Here is a 17,457-nt window from a genome sequence, read left to right on the forward strand (position 1 = left end):
ATCAGCCACGTCGGGTCCCTGCTCATCGACGACTCGTCCGCCCGCCACCCTACCCGGACAACCGTCGAATCGCCTTGCCGCTCTTGAAAGACGACCGTTCTGCAATTGCACCCAGCGGGCCGCGGGCAACCCGCTCGAACGTTCTGTTCTCCGGCCAATCCCCCCGTTGTGCCGGAATGCGGGTCGTCTCTTCGCCGAGCACGTTAATGTGGGGGCGCGCGTATGCGATTCAACCGGGGAAATACGTCTGCGGTACCTGAGGAGGGGCAGATGGCGGCCGTTCCCGCAGCTGCGAGGAAGGCACTACCCACCGTCGGCTCCACCGTTCTGGTGGCGGGCGCGGCGGTGTGGCAGCGGGATGCGGTACTCACCGGGGTGCACGCGCTCATGGGGGCGGATCCGCGGTGGCTGGTGGTGGCCGGGCTGGCCACATTGGCGCTGTGGCCCACATCGGTTTTCATGTTGCGGGGGTCGATTCCGTCGCGGACCGATGCGCGGCAGCTGTTCGCGTTGCAGTTGGCGGTGCCCGCGATCGGGCTGGTTCCGGCGGCGTCGCTCTTGCTGCGACTGCGGTTTCTGCGGCGCACCGGATTGAGTCACACCGGGGCGATGGCGTCCATGGCGTTGATGGGGTTCGCGGCGCTCATGGTGCGGGTGCCGCTGGTGATCATCGCCGCGCTGGCCGCGCCGAGTTTGATGAGTCGCCATGGGGCCGAACCGCCGTGGCACGATCTGGGTGGGCGGGCATCGACCCGGTGGCATCACCTGGTCGGCGAGAATCCCTGGCGCACAGCGGGAATCATGATCATCGCGGTGGTCGTGGGCGCCGCGGTGCTGGCCGCGATCGTGGTCGCCGTGAACCGACGCGTGCAGGGCGAGGGTGGATGGCGTCGGCTGCCCGCGCGCATTCGGCACGCGCGATCGGACGCGGAGGTCGCGTGGAAATCGGTGGCGGCCACGGCGGTACGGCCGCGGCGGGCGGCGGCGCTGTGGATCTGCGCGCTCCTGCAGCCGCTGCTGATGGTGGTGGCGCTGTGGGCGGTGTTGCACGCGGTCGGCGCGGACCTGAGCCTGCCCGACACCTTCGTCGTGGAGCTGGTGACGGTGGCGTTGGCTCCCCTGCTGCCCTCGCCCAATGGGGTCGCCACCAAGGAGATCACGATTGCCGCGGGACTCACGGCCGTCGCCGGACTCACCGCCGGGGTGGCGGTCGGAGTGGCCCTGGGGTATCGGCTCCTTACTTTCTGGTGCCAGATTCCCCTGGGCTTGGCCTCCTTCGCCTATCTGAACCACCGTCGCGCGATCTGAGCGCGCGGGGTTACTTGTTCAGCTGGCAGTCGATCGTGGAGTACTTGGCGGTGCCACGCCAGTTGGTCTGGGCTTCGCCGATGGCCTGACGCTTGCTGTACTTGGCCTCGACGGTCAGGGTCGGGAGGGTCTCCCCCGCCCAGGTCTGCGCATTGCAGGTGTAGGTCGGAACTCCGGCCTGGGCCGGGGCGGCATCGATGGCGCCGACGGCCGGAGCCATCGCGAAGACGGCGATGGGAAGGCCGAGCAGGTACTTCTTGCTCACTTCGACTCCTTGTGCGATCTCGGGGTGAGCTGGTCGAACAGCAGCCCAGATTCTTGCACGGCTGCGGCGAGCTTGCCGCCGAACCCGGCGATCATGGTCGACGATGGGGGCACTTTCGACGCTCGCGGAGCGTTGATCAGCGTAAGGGCGGCAATTACGAAGGAGTTCGCCATGTCGGTCATCGGGAGCCTGCTCGGGCTGGTTCTTACTCTCTTCCTGCTGTTGCTGATCGGGCGGTTGATCGTGGACTGGATCGTGACGTTGAGCGAGAATCCGCAGGGGGTGCGGCGGCCGCAGGAGATTCTGCATCGGCTCACGGAGCCGGTGATCGCGCCGGTTCGGCGGGTGCTTCGGCCGGTTCGGCTCGGGGGTGTTCAGATCGACTTGGCGTTCACGGTGGTGTTCATCGTGGTGCTGATTCTTCGGGCCGTGGCGTTCAGCTTGTAAAGGTTTCACTCCACACGTTTGATTCGGATCAATGTCGTGTATTGCGCGGCTGAGATCACATCATCGGGATCCGGCAACCCGTCATCCCTGTTCCGAACCCCGTAATATTTGGAATCCCCGGGCATTTCGGTCAGAAACGCTCCGAGACTTGCGGCCACCGCGGTCCGATCCGTGATCGGTGTCGCGATTCCCCGAACAGTCCGCCCGCCGAGCACCATCGAAACCGGCACTCCACCACGCAAGTTCCGCCACCACTTGCTGTCGGTGTAGCAGTTGATGATCTCCCCTTCGGGAATGTAGCGCACGACGGCGGTGTAATGCTTGCCGGTTTTGCGGCCGACGAATTCGAGCAGCATGGTGTTCTTGCTCATGACGCGATGGAATGGCGATCTGAGTAAGGCTTTCACCATGACGTTGACATAGCCCGGGACGGTGGGCGGGGTGGCGGTGGTAGTCATGTAACCACGCAACCACCACCCGCCCCACCGCACATCGGGCTTTTCCCTGAAATCAGCCCGGATTCACCGCGGGTACCGGTTCGGCCGGTGCGGAATCAGGGAATCTCTTGGGGCGCAACAGCAGAGCGGTTCCGAGGATCAACACCCCGGCGAGAGCGATGGCCGTGCGCGGCGTAGTCAGCGCGGCGATCACGCCCCACACGGCCGTCAAGGCGGCGGTGCTCGCGCTACTGGTGATCGACCATGCGGACAGCACCCGCGTCGTGCGATCGGTGGGAGTCTGTTCCAAGCGATAGGTCGCATACACCGGGTTGAAGATGCCGCAACAGGTAATGAGTCCGAACTCCACCACGATGACCAGCAGCAGTCCCCCGAGCCCCGGACCGATGAACGCGAGCGCGAAAGACCAGCAGGAGCGCAGGATTCCGGCAACCACCAGGATCCGGCGTTGGCCGAATCGGGCCGCCAGGGGTCGCGCCAGCCGGGAGCCGACGAGCCCGCCGATACACGGCATTCCGAAGGCGAGCCCGTACTGCAGGGCCGTGAACCCGTTGTCGCGCAACATGATGAGCGCCAACAGCGGTGCGGTCGCCATGACCAGCGAATTCACCAGCACCGTATTGAAGTACAGCGGCCGCAGCGCTCGATGCGTCAGGATGTAGCGCCAGCCCTCGACCAGATCCGCCAGCCGAAACCCGGTGGACGCCCGCCGCTCGGGGCGCTCCTCGCCACCGCCGATGGCGCGAATTCCCAACGCCGACAACAGGAAACTGACCGCGTTCGCGGCCACCGTCACCACCGGCCCGAAGATCCCGATCGCAGCACCACCCAGCGGCGGACCCAGCACGGTCGCCGTCCACATGGTCGATTCGAAGCGCCCGTTCGCGGTGAGCAGGTCTTCCTTGGCCACCAAGGTCTTCAGATACGCCCCGGACGCCGACTTGAACGCGATGTCCGCCGCCGCGACGATCACCGACACCACCAGCAGCTGTGGGAAACTCAGCATCCCCAGCGCGAAGGCGATCGGCACGCTCAGCACCACCGCGAACCGCACCACATCCGCCGTGATGAGCACCGGCCGCTTGGGCCGGAATTCCATCCACGGCCCCAATGGCACCGCGACCACCGCGCCCACGGCCAGCCCCGCGGCCGCCAGCAGCGACACCTGTTCCGGGCCCACGTGCAGGACCAGCACCGCGATCAAGGGAAACGCGTCGAAGGCCAGCCACGATCCGGCGGTACTCACCGCGAAGGCCGCCCACAACCACCCGAAGTCGCGTCCCAGCGACCGCCTGTCCGACATACCCGCCCGCCTCGTGCCATCCCGTCATCGTTGTTCCGCGAGATCGAAGCAGACTCGCGACCTCGGGATCAAACAACCGGGTCCGCGGCGAGTCACAACCGATGGTTGTATGCCTAAGCTCGGGGCATGGATTTCGAGGCTGTCCGCACCTTCGTCGCGGTCGTGGACGCGCAGCGATTCCAGGACGCGGCCGCCGATCTGGCCATCAGGCAGCAGGCGGTCTCCAAACGCATTGCGGCGCTGGAGAAATCGCTCGGCGTGCAGTTGTTCACCCGGACCCCACGCGGCGCCCGGCTCACCCTCGACGGCCACGCCTTCCTGCCGCACGCGCGAACGGTGCTCCAAGCCGCCGAGCGCGCGCTGGCGTCCGTGCGTCCCGGCAGCCGTGCCCTGCGCGTCGATGTGGTCGGCCGCAAGCTCGCCCCGGCCGGGCTGCTGCGCGCTTTCCACGGCGCGCACCCCCACATCGAACTCGACGTGGTCACCCTCGAGCACGCGGGCGCGGCGATGGAGGCGCTGTCGGCGGGCACGGTGGACGCGGCCATTCGCTGTGTGCCCACCCCGGCGCATCCGTTGCCCGAGGGGCTGCGGGCTCGCCCGATCTTCGACGAGCCGTTGGAACTGCTGGTCGGCCCCGATCACAAGCTGGCCAAGGCGCGGACGGTCACTCCCGAAGACCTTGTCGGCCATCGCATCTGGATGCCGGGCATTGTGACCGGCACGGAGTGGGCGGCCTATTACGAATCCCTCGCCGCCGCTTTCGATCTCACCATCGATCCGGTCGGCCCGAACTTCGGGCTGGAACCCTTGCTCGACGCCGTCGCCGACTCCCCCACCGTGGCGACGCTGGTCGGCGAGGACACCCGCTTCCTGTGGCCCGCCACCCACCAGCTGCGCCGCATCCCACTGCGCGATCCCACCCCCGCCTACCCCCACTCCCTTCTCCACCGCGCCGACGACCCGCACCCGACGCTCGCCGCACTCCACGACCACTTCGCCGCCGGTGTGGGCACCCGCGCCGGACTCTGGGTGCCGGATTGGGCGCGCATCACGGAATAACTGTCGTACCCCGGTGCTTGGATGGGGGCATGACGAGCGCTGATTTGCTGGTGGACGCATTCGGACGAATCAAGGAGAACGTGCACGGCGCGGTCGCCGATCTGACCCAGGAGGAGCTGACCACCCGCCCCGACGGCACCGGCAACTCGATCGCCTGGCTCATCTGGCATCTGACCCGCGTGCAGGACGACCACGTCGCGGAGGTGGCCGGACTCGAACAGGTGTGGACCGCCGCCGGATGGGTCAAGCGCTTCGACCTACCTTTCGACGCCGCCGCCACCGGTTACGGCCACACTTCCGCGGAAGTGGCCCAGCTGCAAGGTGTTACGGCCGATCTCCTCCTGGGCTACTTCGACGCGGTCCACGACCAGACCATCGCCTACGTATCCCAACTCACCGACCCGGACCTCCCCCGCATCGTCGACACCCGCTGGAATCCCCCGGTCACCCTCGGCGTGCGCCTCATCAGCGTCATCGACGACGACATCCAACACTCGGGCCAGGCCGCCTACATACGCGGACTCCTCCTGCGCCGCCGTTGATCTCGATCCGGGTCCACGGACAGAATGCGGACATGGCATTCACCGTGGACCGGTTCGATCACATAGTCATCAACTGCCTCGACCCGATAGCGACGGCCGACTGGTACGCGCGCGTGCTCGGCATGCGGGTGGAGCGATTCGGCCCGGCCGGACGGATCGCGCTCGCCTTCGGGAACCAGAAGATCAACCTGCGGCCGGTCGGCGCGCAGGAATCCGATCCGGCCTGGACCACCGCTGCCACCGAAGCGGCTGGGGCACAGGACCTTTGCTTCATCACCACCGCCTCGCCCGAGGCCGTCGCGGAACACCTGACCGCGTGCGGCGTCGAGATCACCAACGGTCCCGTGGTGAAGATCGGGGCGCTGGGCGAGATGGTGTCGCACTATTGCCGGGACCTCGACGGGAACTTGATCGAGGTAGCGGTTTATCCGGCTAGTGAGACCAGTCGTAAGTGATGCCGGTGAGCTTTTCGCTCAGCGCCCAGAGTCTGCGGGCTTCCGAGCGGCTGTAGGCGATGGGGTTGCGCAGGGTTCGGCGCGGATAGCCGAATGTCTCGAAAGCCGGTCCGACATAGGAGTTTCCGGCGAGGTTCGGTGTGGTGGCCGCGTACAGCTGCGGGAGTGCGCCCTGGGAGTCGGATTGGGCGACGGAGACGAGCAGGCGTTGCTGTGCTGCCGCGAGGCGGCCCGCGATGCCCTTCTCCGCGTCGGAGTCATAGAGATTGGTCGCCGAGAGGCCGGGGTGGGCGGCCACGGCGGTGAGGTGAACACCCGCGGCTCGGGCCCGGCGGTGCAGTTCCGCCGTGAACAAGAGATTGGCGAGTTTGGATTGGCTGTAGGCGAGCCAGCGGACGTAGACCAGCCGCCAGTTCGGGTCGAGCCAGTTGATCAACCCACCCCAGGCGGCGATCGAGGAGACGGTGACGACGCGGGGTTCGGGTGCGCGCAGCAACACCGGTAGCAACAGCCCGGTCAAGGCGTAGTGCCCCAGGTGATTCGTCCCGAATTGCGCGTCGAAACCGTCGGCCGTGCGCTGATGGCGAGGCAGGGCCATGACGCCCGCGTTGTTGACCAGAATGTCGATCGGGGTGCCGCGCACGTCGAGATGGTCCGCCGCGCGCCGGATGGAGGTCAGGTCGGCCAGATCCAGGGGCAGCACTTCGGGTTTGGGTCCGGTGGCCGCGGTGCTCACCTGCTCCAGCGCCGCCGCGGCCTTGAGTTCGTTGCGGCAGGCCAACAGCACGTGAGCGCCCTTGGCCGCCAGCGCTTCCGCGGTGCGCAGGCCGAGACCGCTATTGGCGCCGGTGACGATCGCGGTCTTGCCGGTCTGGTCGGGAATGTCGTCGGCCGTCCAGCGGCGGGCGAACAAGGGCGGGCTGGCCAGGGCGGGTCGATCGGGCAGGGCCTCGGTCATGCGGTCGTTCTCCTTGCTCGAAATTCCGTCTCAGACAAAGTACCCGCCCACGCCGGACCGCGACACCTGATAGCCGGACGCGAAACGGCCGCCCGACCTATCCTGTCTGGGACAATCCAGCGAAGGGATTCGGGCAATGTCTACCACCATCATCGTCATCGTGGCCGCGCTCATCGTGCTGGGGGTGCTCGCCGCGGGCATTGCCGCCTCGGTCCTGCGGGCCTGGACCACAGCGGTTTTGGCCGGTGGCGGCTTCTCGGTGCGCCCGCTGTCCACCGAACAACTGGACCCATTTCTCGCCGACGCCACCTTCACCGTCACCGCGCGCCGCCAATTCCCGTTCCCGCCGCACCAGGTCTGGGACGCCCTGCAACTCGACGGCACCTTCTCCTGGATTCCACTCGTCAACGGCATCCGCTACCGCGACGACCACCGCCGCGAGGGCGCGGCGCGCAGCTTCGACGGATTGCTGTTCGCCTGCGCGGAAAAGGTCGTCACCGTGGCGCAGGACAAGCGACTCTCGGTGACGGGCACTCGAATCTCGATTCCCTTCCTCATCGACGCCTTCGCGCAGGACTACCGACTCGACGAAGCCGACGGCGGCACCATTCTCAGCTGGACGATCGCGTTCCGACCGCGCGTCGGCGGCTCCCTTCCGCTGCGCTGGGCAGCGCCGTTCGTGAAACCTGTGATGACCCTGAGTATCAAGGGATTGGCGTCTCGTATCTGAGTGTCGTCCTGCTGCAATGGGATTCTCGGGATAGCCTCGCAAGCGCTCGCGAACACTCTGCAGGACTTGCCAATTGCTCGCCGAAGGATACGAAAAGTGAATAGCCTCGCAGACTTCTCCACTCGCAACGGTGGATTCCGCAATGTCGTGGTGACCGCCGTGGAGATGACCACCTCGATTGCCCCCGATACGGAAGGCACCTGGCAGGGGTTGCTTTCGGGGGCCAGCGGAATTTCCACCCTCACCGATCCCGAGATCACCAAGTTGGGACTGCCGGTCACCATTGGCGGCAAACTCGTGGCGGATCCGACCGCGGAACTCGATCGGATCAAGAAACGCCGCATGTGTTATGTGCAGCAAATGTCGTATGTCATGGGAAAACGCCTGTGGGCCACCGCCGGTAGCCCCGAGGTCGACAAGGATCGCCTGGGCGTGTGCATCGGCACCGGGCTCGGCGGCGCGGACACCATCGTCGACGCCAATGACGCCATGCGCGAGCACGGCTATCGCAAGGTGTCGCCGTTCGCGGTGCCCATGTCCATGCCCAATGGGGTGTCGGGCGTGGTGGGGCTGGAGATCGGGGCCCGGGCCAGCCTGGTCACCCCGGTCTCGGCGTGCGCGTCCGGCAACGAGGCGCTGGTGCACGCCTGGCGCTCCATCGTGCTGGGCGAGGCCGACATGATCGTGGCCGGTGGTGTGGAGGGCTACATCAATCCCGTTGCCATTGCCGGGTTCTCCATGGCGCGGGCCCTGAGCACGCGACTCGACGAACCCGAACGCGCCTCCCGCCCCTTCGACCGCGACCGCGACGGTTTCGTCTTCGGTGAGGCCGCCGCGCTGCTGCTGGTCGAGTCCGAGGAGCACGCCCTGGCCCGCGGCGCGAAACCCCTGGCTCGACTACTCGGCGCGGGCCTCACCGCCGACGGCTACCACATGGTCGCCCCCGACCCGGAGGGTCTGGGCTGCGCCCGCGCCATGCGCCGCGCCATCGAATCCGCGGGCGTCGGCGCCGCCGAGGTGGATCACGTCAATGCCCACGCCACCGGCACCAGCATTGGAGATCTGGCCGAGGCCAAGGGGATTGCCGCGGCCATCGGCACCCACCCCTCGGTGTACGCGCCCAAGTCCGCGCTGGGCCATTCGGTGGGCGCGGTCGGCGCGCTCGAGGCCGTCATCTCGGTGCTGACCCTGCGCGACCAGGTGATCCCGCCGACCTTGAACCTGGAGAACCAGGACCCCGAGGTCGACCTGGACGTGGTGCACACCAAGCCCCGCCACACCGAAGTCGAATTCGCCCTGAACAATTCGTTCGGCTTCGGCGGACACAATGCGGCGGTGCTGTTCGGGCGGTATTGATTGCTGTTCGGCGCTACAGCTTCGGCCTACCTCGCCTCGAATCGCTCCAGCTTCTTGGCGAGGTAATCGTCGATCCTGGCCACTACGGCACGGCGCCTGCGCGCGGCCGCCCGAACAATGGTGCGGGCGATGTCCTCCGGACCGTGCGCCCCGGCGCGGTCCGGACACACCGCCGTGACCGCCACGCCGGTCCCCGCGAACTCCAATCGCAGTCCCTCGGTGAGCATGTGCGCTGCGGCCGCGGTGGCGCAGTACGCCGAACTCATCGGAATCGGGGTGTAGGCCGCCACCGAGGTCACGGTGATGATCCGTCCGCCACGGCCGGATTCGATCATCTGCCGCCCGAAGTGCGTGCAGCCGTGCACCAATCCCCACACATTGACGCCCATGAGCCGGTCCCATTCGTCGAGGGTGTGCTCGAGAAATGGTCCCGCCGTGGTGTATCCGGCGGTGTTGACCAGCACCTTCGCCGCGCCGAACTCGGTTTGCACATCCTCGGCGAAGCTCTCCATGGCCACCGCGTCGGCCACGTCCACCGCGAACGGCGTGGCGTCCCCGCCGAATTCCTCGATGCTCTCGGCCGTCCGCACCGCGCGCTCCTTGTCCAGATCCGCGACGATGACAATGGCTCGCTTGCGCGCGAAGCGCTGTGCCACCGCGCGGCCGATGCCGCCACCGGCACCGGTAACGACGACCACGTCGTTGTCGAAGCCTGTCATGAGTGGTTTCCCCATTTCCGCTGCGGCGGCACCGCTTTCGAGTGGCGTCTACTGTCCCAGACAGTATATACTCCGGATTCTCCAGCGGAGGAGCAGAATGCAGCGCCTGAGAGCGAAACCCTTCCGCCCCGAACTCGCGGTGGTGACCGGGGCGGGCAGCGGCATCGGCCGCGGCACCGCCAAGGCACTCGCCGCCCGCGGGGCCGAGGTCGTAGTCGCCGACATCAATTTCGCGACCGCCACGGACACGGTGGCGCTGATCCGTTCGGCCGGTGGGTCGGCCTTCCCGTACGCGCTGGACGTGGGCGATCCGTTGGCGCTCGAGACCTTCGCCGACTATGTCCGCACCGCGCACGGGATTCCGGACGTGGTGGTCAACAATGCCGGAATCGTGGTCGGCGGGCCGTTCTTCGACATCCGCCCCGCCGACCTGCACCGCATCGCCGAGGTGAACCTGACCGCGATCGTGCACGGCTGCAGGCTCTTCGGCGCGCAGATGGCCGCGCGCGGGCGCGGCGGGCACCTGGTGAACATTTCCTCCATCGCGGCCTTCACCCCGGTCCGGCTGGGCACGCCGTACGCGTTCACCGCGGCCGGGGTGAAGCATTTCAGCGAAACCCTGCGCACCGAACTGGCTTCCGAGCGCATTGGCGTCACGGTGGTCTGCCCGGGCCTGATCGCCACCAATCTCGCCGCGACGGCCACCCTGGCCACGCTCAGTGCCGAGCAGGTCGCCATTACCCGGCAGATCGTGGTGAAGGCGATGACGCTGCTCGGCATGCATCCGGACAAGGCCGGGCGCAAGATCGTCGAGGCGGTCGAGAGCAATCGCGCATTACTGCCGCTGCGAGCGGAATCGTGGCTGGCCTACCGGCTGACTCGCGCTCTCCCCCGGTCCAGCCACGCTCTCATGCGGGTGGTCAGCGGACCCGAAGTCGAGCGCGTGGTGCGTTTCATAATCGATCACCCCGGTTTCATTGGCGTGGCCCGGGAGGCGGCAGAGATAATGCCCCAACGTCGCGGACTCCAAACGTATTGGGAGCCGCCCGAATACGATGACCCTCCACCACCACCCATACCACTGAGGAGATAACCCGATGAGCGATCAGCCGCCCGCCGAACCGCCGACCCGCAGCGCCCGGGTGATCCTGGTGTTCATGGCGATCGCAGTCATTACCGCACTGGTCACGGCGGGCATGCTGGCCGGTTGATCCAGACGGGCTGGGCTTGATCCAGGCAGGCAGGGCTTGGATTCTGGCGGGCAGGGCTTGATCCAGGCTGGCAGGGCTTGGATTCAGGCGTCGAGGTCGCGCAGGGCGGCGGCGAGGGCGGGCGTAATGGGTACGAGCAGGTCCACATTGCGATCGGCCCGGGTGCCCGCCGAGTGCGGACCGCCCACCCGGGTCGGCTCGTTGTAGGACAGTTCGCGGTGCCAGGCCGCGAGATCCCACAGGTTCAGCTCGGTGCCCGGGCGGGCCGGTGCGGCGTGGTCGATCATGGTCGAGCGGATCACCAGCAGGTCCTCGCCCGAATCCGCCTGCGCCACGGACAGCTCCAAGGCGCGAGTCTGGCACGGCCATTCGCACAGGCCCGAGGTGAGCACGTGCCAGAAGCCGCCGCCGTCCCGCGCGTGCGGCACCACGGAGTTGCGGTGTTCGTGCCCGGCGATCCAGAGCACCACATTGCCGAATCGGTGCGCGATGGCCTCCAGATCGGCCGCGTGGTAGCGCTTTTCGGTGTCGGGGACGGTGTTGTCCATCATGGTCAGGCCGTGATGCGAGGCGAGAACCACGATCCGATCGGGATTGCCGGTGTCGACCCGCGCCCCGTCCTCGTCCCGATACGAGGAGTGGACCTCGGTCAGCCGGTCGATCAGCCAATCCCGCTGCCGGGCACCGATACTGCCGGTGACATGGCCGGAGGGATGGGTGGAGTCCAGCACGATCAGGCGCAGGCCCGGGACCGCGTCGTAGCAGTAGTAGGTGGTGCCGTCGGCCAGGTTCTGTTCGGTGAAGCCGTGGCCGGGCGGCTGGGTGGGGCTGTCCAGGTGTGCGCGGACGTATTCGGCCGGACTGATCACGCGGCGATCGGCGCGCGGTGAAATCGGCCGGGACGGACCGTGAGACAGCGCGGTCGGGTCGGCCAGGTACAAATCCATCGGATGATCCGGCGGTTCCATGCCCAGATCGATCGGCTGCCGATCCCCTGTCACCAATGCCTGGAACTCCGGGGTGAGCGGCGCACGGCCCTGCACCAGGCAGTCGTGATTGCCGAAGCAGCCCAGCCACGGCACGCCGAGACCCGCGGTGACGAAGGGGCGGCCCGCCGCGGCCAGCAGGCCCGGGACGTCCGGGAAGCCGTGCTCGCGCTTGTAGACATCCCGGGATTCCGGTTCCGGGTTGTAGAACTCGGCGGAAACCGCCTGCGCGGGATGCGCTTTCGGGTCGTCGACGCCGAAGTTCGGGTCCACCTCGGTACCGCCGTCGAGCAGGGCCAGCAGCGCGGACAGCTCATTGGCCTGCGCGCTGTCGATGCTGTCGCCGGTGGTGATGACGAAATCCGGTGCGGTGCCTTCTATTTCCCGCACGGAACGGACGCTCGCCTCGATGGCCTGCAAGAGCAACGGTTCCTGTGGCCGGTAGGCCGGGAACATGAACTCCCAGCCGGGCCGTCCGGCCAAGCGATGCAGGAAGGTGAGCCGTCCGGGCGAGAAGGGATCCGCGAGCTGAAAATCGGTCATCTGCACGAACCGCGCCACCCGAAGACGGCGCGCGCGAGCCGAACGGCCGGGCGCGAGATCGGCGCGTTCCATATGAGGCTCACCGGGAGCCAGCGTCAGCGCGCGATAGTGGCCGGAAGATGCTGGGGCGAAGGTGAATTCGTCGGAGGTCACGTGCTCAGCCCCGCACCGCCGCCGGTTCGCCACGGCGGGAGTGCGCCGCGGACAGCTCCTCGAGGGTCCGGCCCTTGGTTTCCGGCGCGAGCGCCACGGCAATGGCCAGACCGATCACACTTGCCCCCACGAACAGCCAGAGTACGTGGTGCAGACCCCATTTCGAGATGAGGATGGGCAGCCACAGGGTGCCGATGATCGCGCCGATGCGGGAGACGGCGGTGGCCAGGCCATTGGCGGTGGCACGCACCGGGGTCGGGAACACCTCGCTCGGATAGACCAGGTTCACGATGCCGGGGCCCGAATTCGCGAACAGCACGGCCGCGCCCAGCAGGATGATCAGCCCGGTCAGTCCCGGGTTCCGCCACAGCGCCAAGGTCGTCAGGGCCAGGAACATGCCGGTGAATCCGGTGATCAGCAGCGGACGACGCCCGATCCGATCCACCAGCAGCACACCGGTGACGGCACCGACGACACCGACCAGGGCGATGATGAGCGATCCGGTGTAGGTGCCCGTCGTACTGGTCGTGACCTGCTTCAGGATGGTCGGCGTGTAGAGCGTGATGCCGTAGTAGGACATCGTGTACATGAACCAGAACCCACAGCAGAAGAAGGTGAATCGCACCAGCGGCAGCGTGAGCAGTGTCCGCCACGGCGAAACCGGCTCGGGGCCGGGCGTTTCCGCGCGCACCTCCGCGGTGTCGCCGAGCTCGGTCAGCACCGCGCGGGCCTCGTCCTGGCGTCCCTGCGCGGCGAGCCAGCGCGGCGATTCCGGAATGCTGCGCCGCATCCACAGCACCACCACCGCGAACACCGCGCCCAGCACGAGCATGACCCGCCACATGGCAGTGCCCAGCGGCAACAGCAGCAGGGCGAGCACGTAAGTCGTTGCCGCGCCGACGAACCAGGTCGCACCCAGCCGCGTCATGAGCGTGCCGCGGCGGCGGGCCGGGGCGTACTCGGCCAGGAGCGAGGTCGAGATCGTGTAGTCCGCGCCGAGCGCGAGTCCGAGCAGGAACCGCGCCGCCAGCAGCTGCCAGGCATCCTGGGCGAGCGCGGCCAGCAGGGCCAGCACCACGAACCCGATCAGGTTGACCAGATACATCTTCTTGCGGCCCAGCCGGTCGGTGAGTCGCCCGAAGACCAATGCGCCCACGAACATTCCCACCACCGCGGCGGCCGAGACCGCGCCGGTCATGAATCCGGACATGTGCCATTGCTTGGTGACGGTCGGCAGGGCCACGGCGATGACGGTGATGTCGTAGCCGTCGAGGAACATTCCGGCGGCCGACAACACCGTCACCTTGCGGTGGAAGGCGGTCAGGTCGTCGGAGTCCAGTACTGAGAAGGCATCGCGGGGCACGATGCTCCTTCCGGGTCGGAGCTGCTGTACTCAATCGTTTTAGCAGAGCTAGCTGGGTCGTCGAAGGGTATCGCGTCAGAGTCCATCGACTGTTCAGACCATGACCATGGGCGTTCAATTCGCGTTCGCTAGGGTGTCGTTCGTGCCCGTTGCGCGAGAACCCGTCACCCAACGCGATGTCGCGGCCTCGCTCGGGGTCTCCATCTCCGCGGTCAGCCTCGCGCTGTCCGGGCGCCCCGGGGTGGGCGACGACCTGCGGCGACGCATTCTCGATCGCGCCGCCGAACTGGGGTACCGCCCCAATGCCTCCGCGGTCGCGCTGCGCACCAGCCGGACCCGCGTCCTCGGCCTGCTCATTCGCAACCTGCGCAATCCGCACTTCCTGGATGTGATCGACGGCTTCGACGAGACCTGCGCCCGTGCGGGTTACGAGGTCATGGTCGGCTCCTCGCGCTACGACCCGACCCGCGAGGCGCAGTTGGTCGACGCCTTTCAACACCGCGCCATCGACGGCCTGGCCATCGCCCCGATCGGCACCAACCATCAAGTCCGAGAGCGCTTCTCGGCCACGGGCCGCCCGGTCGTGCTGCTCGACACCGCCGCCCCGGATCGCGCCACCATGAGTGTGCGCTCGGATCAGGAGGCCTCGGTGGACCTGGCCGTCCAGCATCTGCTGGACCTGGGCCATCGCCGCCTGGCCATGGTGGTGGCTCCCGACGACAAGTCACCCGATCCCGAACGCCTGCAACACTTCCGACGCCTGGCCGCCGATCTCGGTTTCACCGCCGACACGGTCACCACCGAACTCTCCGCCGACGCCGCCCGCACTGCCGTGCGCGAGGCCCTCGAACGCGACCCCGCGACGCGCCCGACCGCGTTCATCACCAATAGCGACTACATCGCCCACACCGTCTATCTCGCGGCCGCCGACCTCGGACTGTCCATCCCCGAGGACATCTCGGTCATCGGCCACGACGATCTGCCCACTTCGGCCACCCTGTGTCCGGCGCTGACCACCATTGCCGTCGACCGCCGCGGCATCGGCGAACAGGCCGCGACACTGCTCATCGACGCACTGGCGGGAAGCCCGGCGGCGCAGACGAATATCGTTGTCCCGGTGGAGCTTCGGGTCCGAGCGAGCACCGCCCGGCCCGCGGGTGGGCTCCGGCGGTAGCGCCGCGGGCTCAGGCCGTAGCGCTGTGCCGCCGGTCCTCGGCTCCGGCGTCGAGGCCGACCAATTCGTCGAATCGGGCCAACACCTTCTCGTGGTACATGGCGAACAGGTCCTCGAACAGCGCCAATTGTGCCTCCGACGGCCCATTCTCGGACTCCCACACCGCCAGCAGCGCGCGCCACACCAGCACGTGCAGGTCCGGTGAGACCACGAAGTACGCCTCGACGGCCTCCGGCACCTCGAACAGCATCTCCCCCACCGAGTTCAGCACCGCGCGCTGCATGGTGTGACCGAGATCGGTGAGCACCGTGCGGACCAGGCCCACCTCGAGCTCGAGCATGCGAACGCGATCGGGTTCGGCACTGCGGGCCAGGGTTTCGAGTTCGTCCACCGCGGCGGTCAAGACCGCGGGTTCGATGCCGCGCTCGGCGGCGGTGTAATCGAGCAGCGCCTCCAGCACGATGGCCCGCTCGGCCGCCACGATATTGGCGAACATCTCGGCGGCCGTCTCGGGCGCGGGCAGTGACAGTCGGAACAGCCGCCGGTACACATCCACGCCGCCCGCCCGGCGCACATCCCGCACCGTGAATCCGCGACCGCGATGGGCGTCGACGAACCCGTAGGACTCCAGACGACCCAGAACCAGCTGCGCGGTAGCCCGATTCATATCGAACTCCTCGGCGACCTGGCGAACCGACGGCATCAGGTCCCCGGGCGCGTACTGTCCGGTCGCCACGCGGCGAGCAAGCTCGTCCGCCACATCGGCGACGACCGTCTGGGCACCCATCCTGTCACCTTTCGACAACTTTCGGATACGTCCCAGACAGTTTAGACTTTCGTGTGCCAAACTGCACGTGCACGAGGTGTGGCGGGCCACATAATCTGGGGCGGTCGGGCACGCACACGACGAGGTGAGCAATGTCGATACGGCGGATCGGAAGTCGCTCGGGGGCCGGTACACAGGTGCCGCCGGTTCGTGCCGCCGCCCGCAATGCCCGAATCGCCAGTCTCCCGGTCGCATTCGCCGGACGGCAGGCCGCCGGGGTCGGCAAGAAGGCGCTCGGCAAATCCCCGGCAGCCGTCGACCACGACATTCGAATGCGCACGGCCCAGCACATTTTCGAGGTGCTCGGTGAGTTGAAGGGCTGCGCCACCAAACTGGGTCAGCTGCTCTCGCTGTACGAGCTCGCGCTGCCGCCCGAGATCGCCTCCCCCTACCGCGACGCCCTCACCCAGCTGCAGGATTCCGCGCCCACCATGCTGCCCGCGACCGTCCGCGAGGCCATGGCCGCCAACCTGGGCGAGAACTGGCGTTGGCATTTCGGCGAATTCGACGAGCGCCGGGCCGCCGCGGCCTCCATCGGCCAGGTGCATCGCGCGACCTGGCGGGACGGCCGCAAGGTCGCGGTCAAGGTCATGTATCCGGGCGCGCACCAGGCCGTGCTCGCCGATCTGCAGCAGCTGCGCCGAATCTCGGTGCTGGCCACCGTGTTCGCGCCGGGCGCGGACGTCCCCGCGGTCACCGAGGCCATCTGCACCTGTGTGGCACAGGAACTCGACTACGCCGCCGAGGCCGAGCATCAGCGCCGCTTCGCCGAGGCCTACGCCGATGATCCGGACTTCGTGATCCCGGCCGTGATCGCCCAGCGTGGCGATGTGATCGTCACCGAATGGCTCACCGGCACACCGGTTTCCCGCGTCATCGAATCGGGTGCGTCGGAGGAGCGCAGCCGCGTCGGCATGCTCATCATCCGATTCCTGCTGTCCACCTGGTCGCGCACCGGGCTGCTGTACTGCGATCCGCATCCGGGCAACTTCCGGGTGCTGCCCGACGGGCGACTGGGCGTGGTGGATTTCGGGGCCTGCACGCCCTGGCCGCCACCGGGCTTCGAGGAACTGGTCGGCGAGGTCATGGACGCCGCGTTCAATGGGGGCATACCGGAATTGGACGCGGCGATCCGCCGTCACCGGTTCGTGCGGCCCGGCCGGACCTACGATGTGGCGGCCCTGGCCGAGGGACTCGACACGGTCGGCGAACCGCTGACCGTCCCCACCTTCCGCCTCACCATCGCCTGGCTGCGCGGCCACGTCCGCTCGGTACTCGCGCCGCGGCTGTCGAATGTGCACCGCCAGCTCGACATGCCCGCCTACTTCACCCCGTTCGCCCGCTGCTTCCTCACCGCGCTCGGCGTGGTTTGCCAGCTCGAGACCGAGGGTCCGCTGCGCGCCGAATTCGCGCGCTGGTCCCCGGAATTGGCCGCCGTGTTCGAACGCTACGACGCCGCCCACGCCCAGCCCACCGACCTCGACATCGTCCGCCACCTGCGCAGCGTGCCCACCGACCGCCGCGCCTCCAGCGTCGGCTGACCGAAACCGCAGCGCCGACCCGAAAGCCCCTTGCCGCGCACCGGGTCTCGATACGATTTC

The 17,457-nt window shown here is 67.7% G+C and carries 19 protein-coding genes; 10 read left to right on the plus strand and 9 right to left on the minus strand.

Going from position 1 to position 17,457, the window contains the following annotated elements:
* Window positions 1-270: 270 nt before the first annotated feature.
* A complete protein-coding gene (locus VMT40_RS08385; protein ID WP_326357415.1) occupies window positions 271-1,308 on the plus strand; it encodes a lysylphosphatidylglycerol synthase transmembrane domain-containing protein in 1,038 nt (345 codons plus the stop codon).
* A gap of 10 nt (window positions 1,309-1,318) precedes the next feature.
* On the opposite strand, the gene VMT40_RS08390 is transcribed toward VMT40_RS08385, so the two are convergent.
* Both VMT40_RS08390 and VMT40_RS08395 read right to left on the minus strand, forming a co-directional pair.
* Window positions 1,319-1,573, minus strand: a complete 255-nt coding sequence (locus VMT40_RS08390) for a hypothetical protein (protein ID WP_326357416.1) — start codon at window positions 1,571-1,573, stop codon at window positions 1,319-1,321.
* Window positions 1,570-1,755: a hypothetical protein gene (locus VMT40_RS08395; protein WP_326357417.1), complete on the minus strand. Its 186-nt coding sequence runs from the start codon at window positions 1,753-1,755 to the stop codon at window positions 1,570-1,572. The genes VMT40_RS08390 and VMT40_RS08395 overlap by 4 nt, the downstream gene beginning before the upstream one ends.
* Between VMT40_RS08395 and VMT40_RS08400 the strand changes: the two genes are divergently transcribed.
* Window positions 1,745-2,020 carry a YggT family protein gene (locus tag VMT40_RS08400; protein WP_326357418.1) on the plus strand — a complete coding sequence of 92 codons (276 nt, stop codon included), beginning with the start codon at window positions 1,745-1,747 and terminating at the stop codon, window positions 2,018-2,020. The genes VMT40_RS08395 and VMT40_RS08400 overlap by 11 nt on opposite strands.
* Before the next feature lie 5 nt (window positions 2,021-2,025).
* Here the strand turns inward: VMT40_RS08400 and VMT40_RS08405 are convergent, their stop codons facing one another.
* Window positions 2,026-2,478 (minus strand): hypothetical protein, encoded by a 453-nt coding sequence (locus tag VMT40_RS08405; RefSeq protein WP_326357419.1) that lies wholly within the window; start codon window positions 2,476-2,478, stop codon window positions 2,026-2,028.
* Window positions 2,479-2,530: 52 nt separating this feature from the next.
* A complete protein-coding gene (locus VMT40_RS08410) occupies window positions 2,531-3,781 on the minus strand; it encodes an MFS transporter (RefSeq protein ID WP_326357420.1) in 1,251 nt (416 codons plus the stop codon).
* A 126-nt stretch (window positions 3,782-3,907) separates the two neighbouring features.
* Between VMT40_RS08410 and VMT40_RS08415 the strand changes: the two genes are divergently transcribed.
* The 3 genes from VMT40_RS08415 to VMT40_RS08425 are packed head-to-tail and all read left to right on the plus strand — an operon-like array spanning window position 3,908 to window position 5,837.
* The gene (locus tag VMT40_RS08415; protein WP_326357421.1) at window positions 3,908-4,840 is read left to right on the plus strand and encodes a LysR family transcriptional regulator; all 933 of its coding nucleotides are present in this window, start codon (window positions 3,908-3,910) and stop codon (window positions 4,838-4,840) included.
* A gap of 29 nt (window positions 4,841-4,869) precedes the next feature.
* A complete protein-coding gene (locus VMT40_RS08420; RefSeq protein WP_326357422.1) occupies window positions 4,870-5,382 on the plus strand; it encodes a mycothiol transferase in 513 nt (170 codons plus the stop codon).
* Window positions 5,383-5,414: 32 nt separating this feature from the next.
* Entirely contained in the window at window positions 5,415-5,837 is a 423-nt protein-coding gene (locus tag VMT40_RS08425) for a VOC family protein (protein WP_326357423.1), read from the plus strand.
* Here VMT40_RS08425 and VMT40_RS08430 read toward each other — a convergent pair.
* Window positions 5,815-6,795 (minus strand): oxidoreductase, encoded by a 981-nt coding sequence (locus VMT40_RS08430; protein WP_326357424.1) that lies wholly within the window; start codon window positions 6,793-6,795, stop codon window positions 5,815-5,817. The genes VMT40_RS08425 and VMT40_RS08430 overlap by 23 nt on opposite strands.
* A 136-nt stretch (window positions 6,796-6,931) precedes the next feature.
* Here VMT40_RS08430 and VMT40_RS08435 point away from each other — a divergent pair, with 136 nt between their 5' ends.
* Both VMT40_RS08435 and VMT40_RS08440 read left to right on the plus strand, forming a co-directional pair.
* Window positions 6,932-7,525: an SRPBCC family protein gene (locus tag VMT40_RS08435; RefSeq protein ID WP_326357425.1), complete on the plus strand. Its 594-nt coding sequence runs from the start codon at window positions 6,932-6,934 to the stop codon at window positions 7,523-7,525.
* A gap of 96 nt (window positions 7,526-7,621) precedes the next feature.
* Window positions 7,622-8,881, plus strand: a complete 1,260-nt coding sequence (locus VMT40_RS08440) for a KasA/KasB family beta-ketoacyl-ACP synthase (RefSeq protein WP_326357426.1) — start codon at window positions 7,622-7,624, stop codon at window positions 8,879-8,881.
* 26 nt (window positions 8,882-8,907) lie between these two features.
* Here VMT40_RS08440 and VMT40_RS08445 read toward each other — a convergent pair whose 3' ends face one another.
* Entirely contained in the window at window positions 8,908-9,600 is a 693-nt protein-coding gene (locus VMT40_RS08445) for an SDR family NAD(P)-dependent oxidoreductase (protein ID WP_326357427.1), read from the minus strand.
* Between the two features lie 97 nt (window positions 9,601-9,697).
* Between VMT40_RS08445 and VMT40_RS08450 the strand changes: the two genes are divergently transcribed.
* On the plus strand, window positions 9,698-10,693 hold the full coding sequence (locus tag VMT40_RS08450) for an SDR family NAD(P)-dependent oxidoreductase (RefSeq protein ID WP_326357428.1): 996 nt from the start codon (window positions 9,698-9,700) through the stop codon (window positions 10,691-10,693).
* A gap of 201 nt (window positions 10,694-10,894) precedes the next feature.
* Here VMT40_RS08450 and VMT40_RS08455 read toward each other — a convergent pair whose 3' ends face one another.
* Window positions 10,895-12,493 (minus strand): hypothetical protein, encoded by a 1,599-nt coding sequence (locus VMT40_RS08455; protein ID WP_326357429.1) that lies wholly within the window; start codon window positions 12,491-12,493, stop codon window positions 10,895-10,897.
* A gap of 4 nt (window positions 12,494-12,497) precedes the next feature.
* Window positions 12,498-13,856 carry an MFS transporter gene (locus VMT40_RS08460; RefSeq protein ID WP_326357430.1) on the minus strand — a complete coding sequence of 453 codons (1,359 nt, stop codon included), beginning with the start codon at window positions 13,854-13,856 and terminating at the stop codon, window positions 12,498-12,500.
* Between the two features lie 142 nt (window positions 13,857-13,998).
* On the opposite strand from VMT40_RS08460, the gene VMT40_RS08465 reads away from it, so the two are divergent.
* Window positions 13,999-15,030 (plus strand): LacI family DNA-binding transcriptional regulator, encoded by a 1,032-nt coding sequence (locus VMT40_RS08465; RefSeq protein ID WP_326357431.1) that lies wholly within the window; start codon window positions 13,999-14,001, stop codon window positions 15,028-15,030.
* Window positions 15,031-15,040: 10 nt separating this feature from the next.
* On the opposite strand, the gene VMT40_RS08470 is transcribed toward VMT40_RS08465, so the two are convergent.
* Entirely contained in the window at window positions 15,041-15,817 is a 777-nt protein-coding gene (locus VMT40_RS08470) for a GntR family transcriptional regulator (protein WP_326357432.1), read from the minus strand.
* Window positions 15,818-15,948: 131 nt separating this feature from the next.
* Between VMT40_RS08470 and VMT40_RS08475 the strand changes: the two genes are divergently transcribed.
* On the plus strand, window positions 15,949-17,397 hold the full coding sequence (locus tag VMT40_RS08475) for an ABC1 kinase family protein (protein WP_326357433.1): 1,449 nt from the start codon (window positions 15,949-15,951) through the stop codon (window positions 17,395-17,397).
* The last annotated feature ends 60 nt before the right edge of the window (window positions 17,398-17,457 follow it).

Source organism: Nocardia sp. CDC160, assembly GCF_035818795.1.
Classification (GTDB): Bacteria; Actinomycetota; Actinomycetes; order Mycobacteriales; family Mycobacteriaceae; genus Nocardia.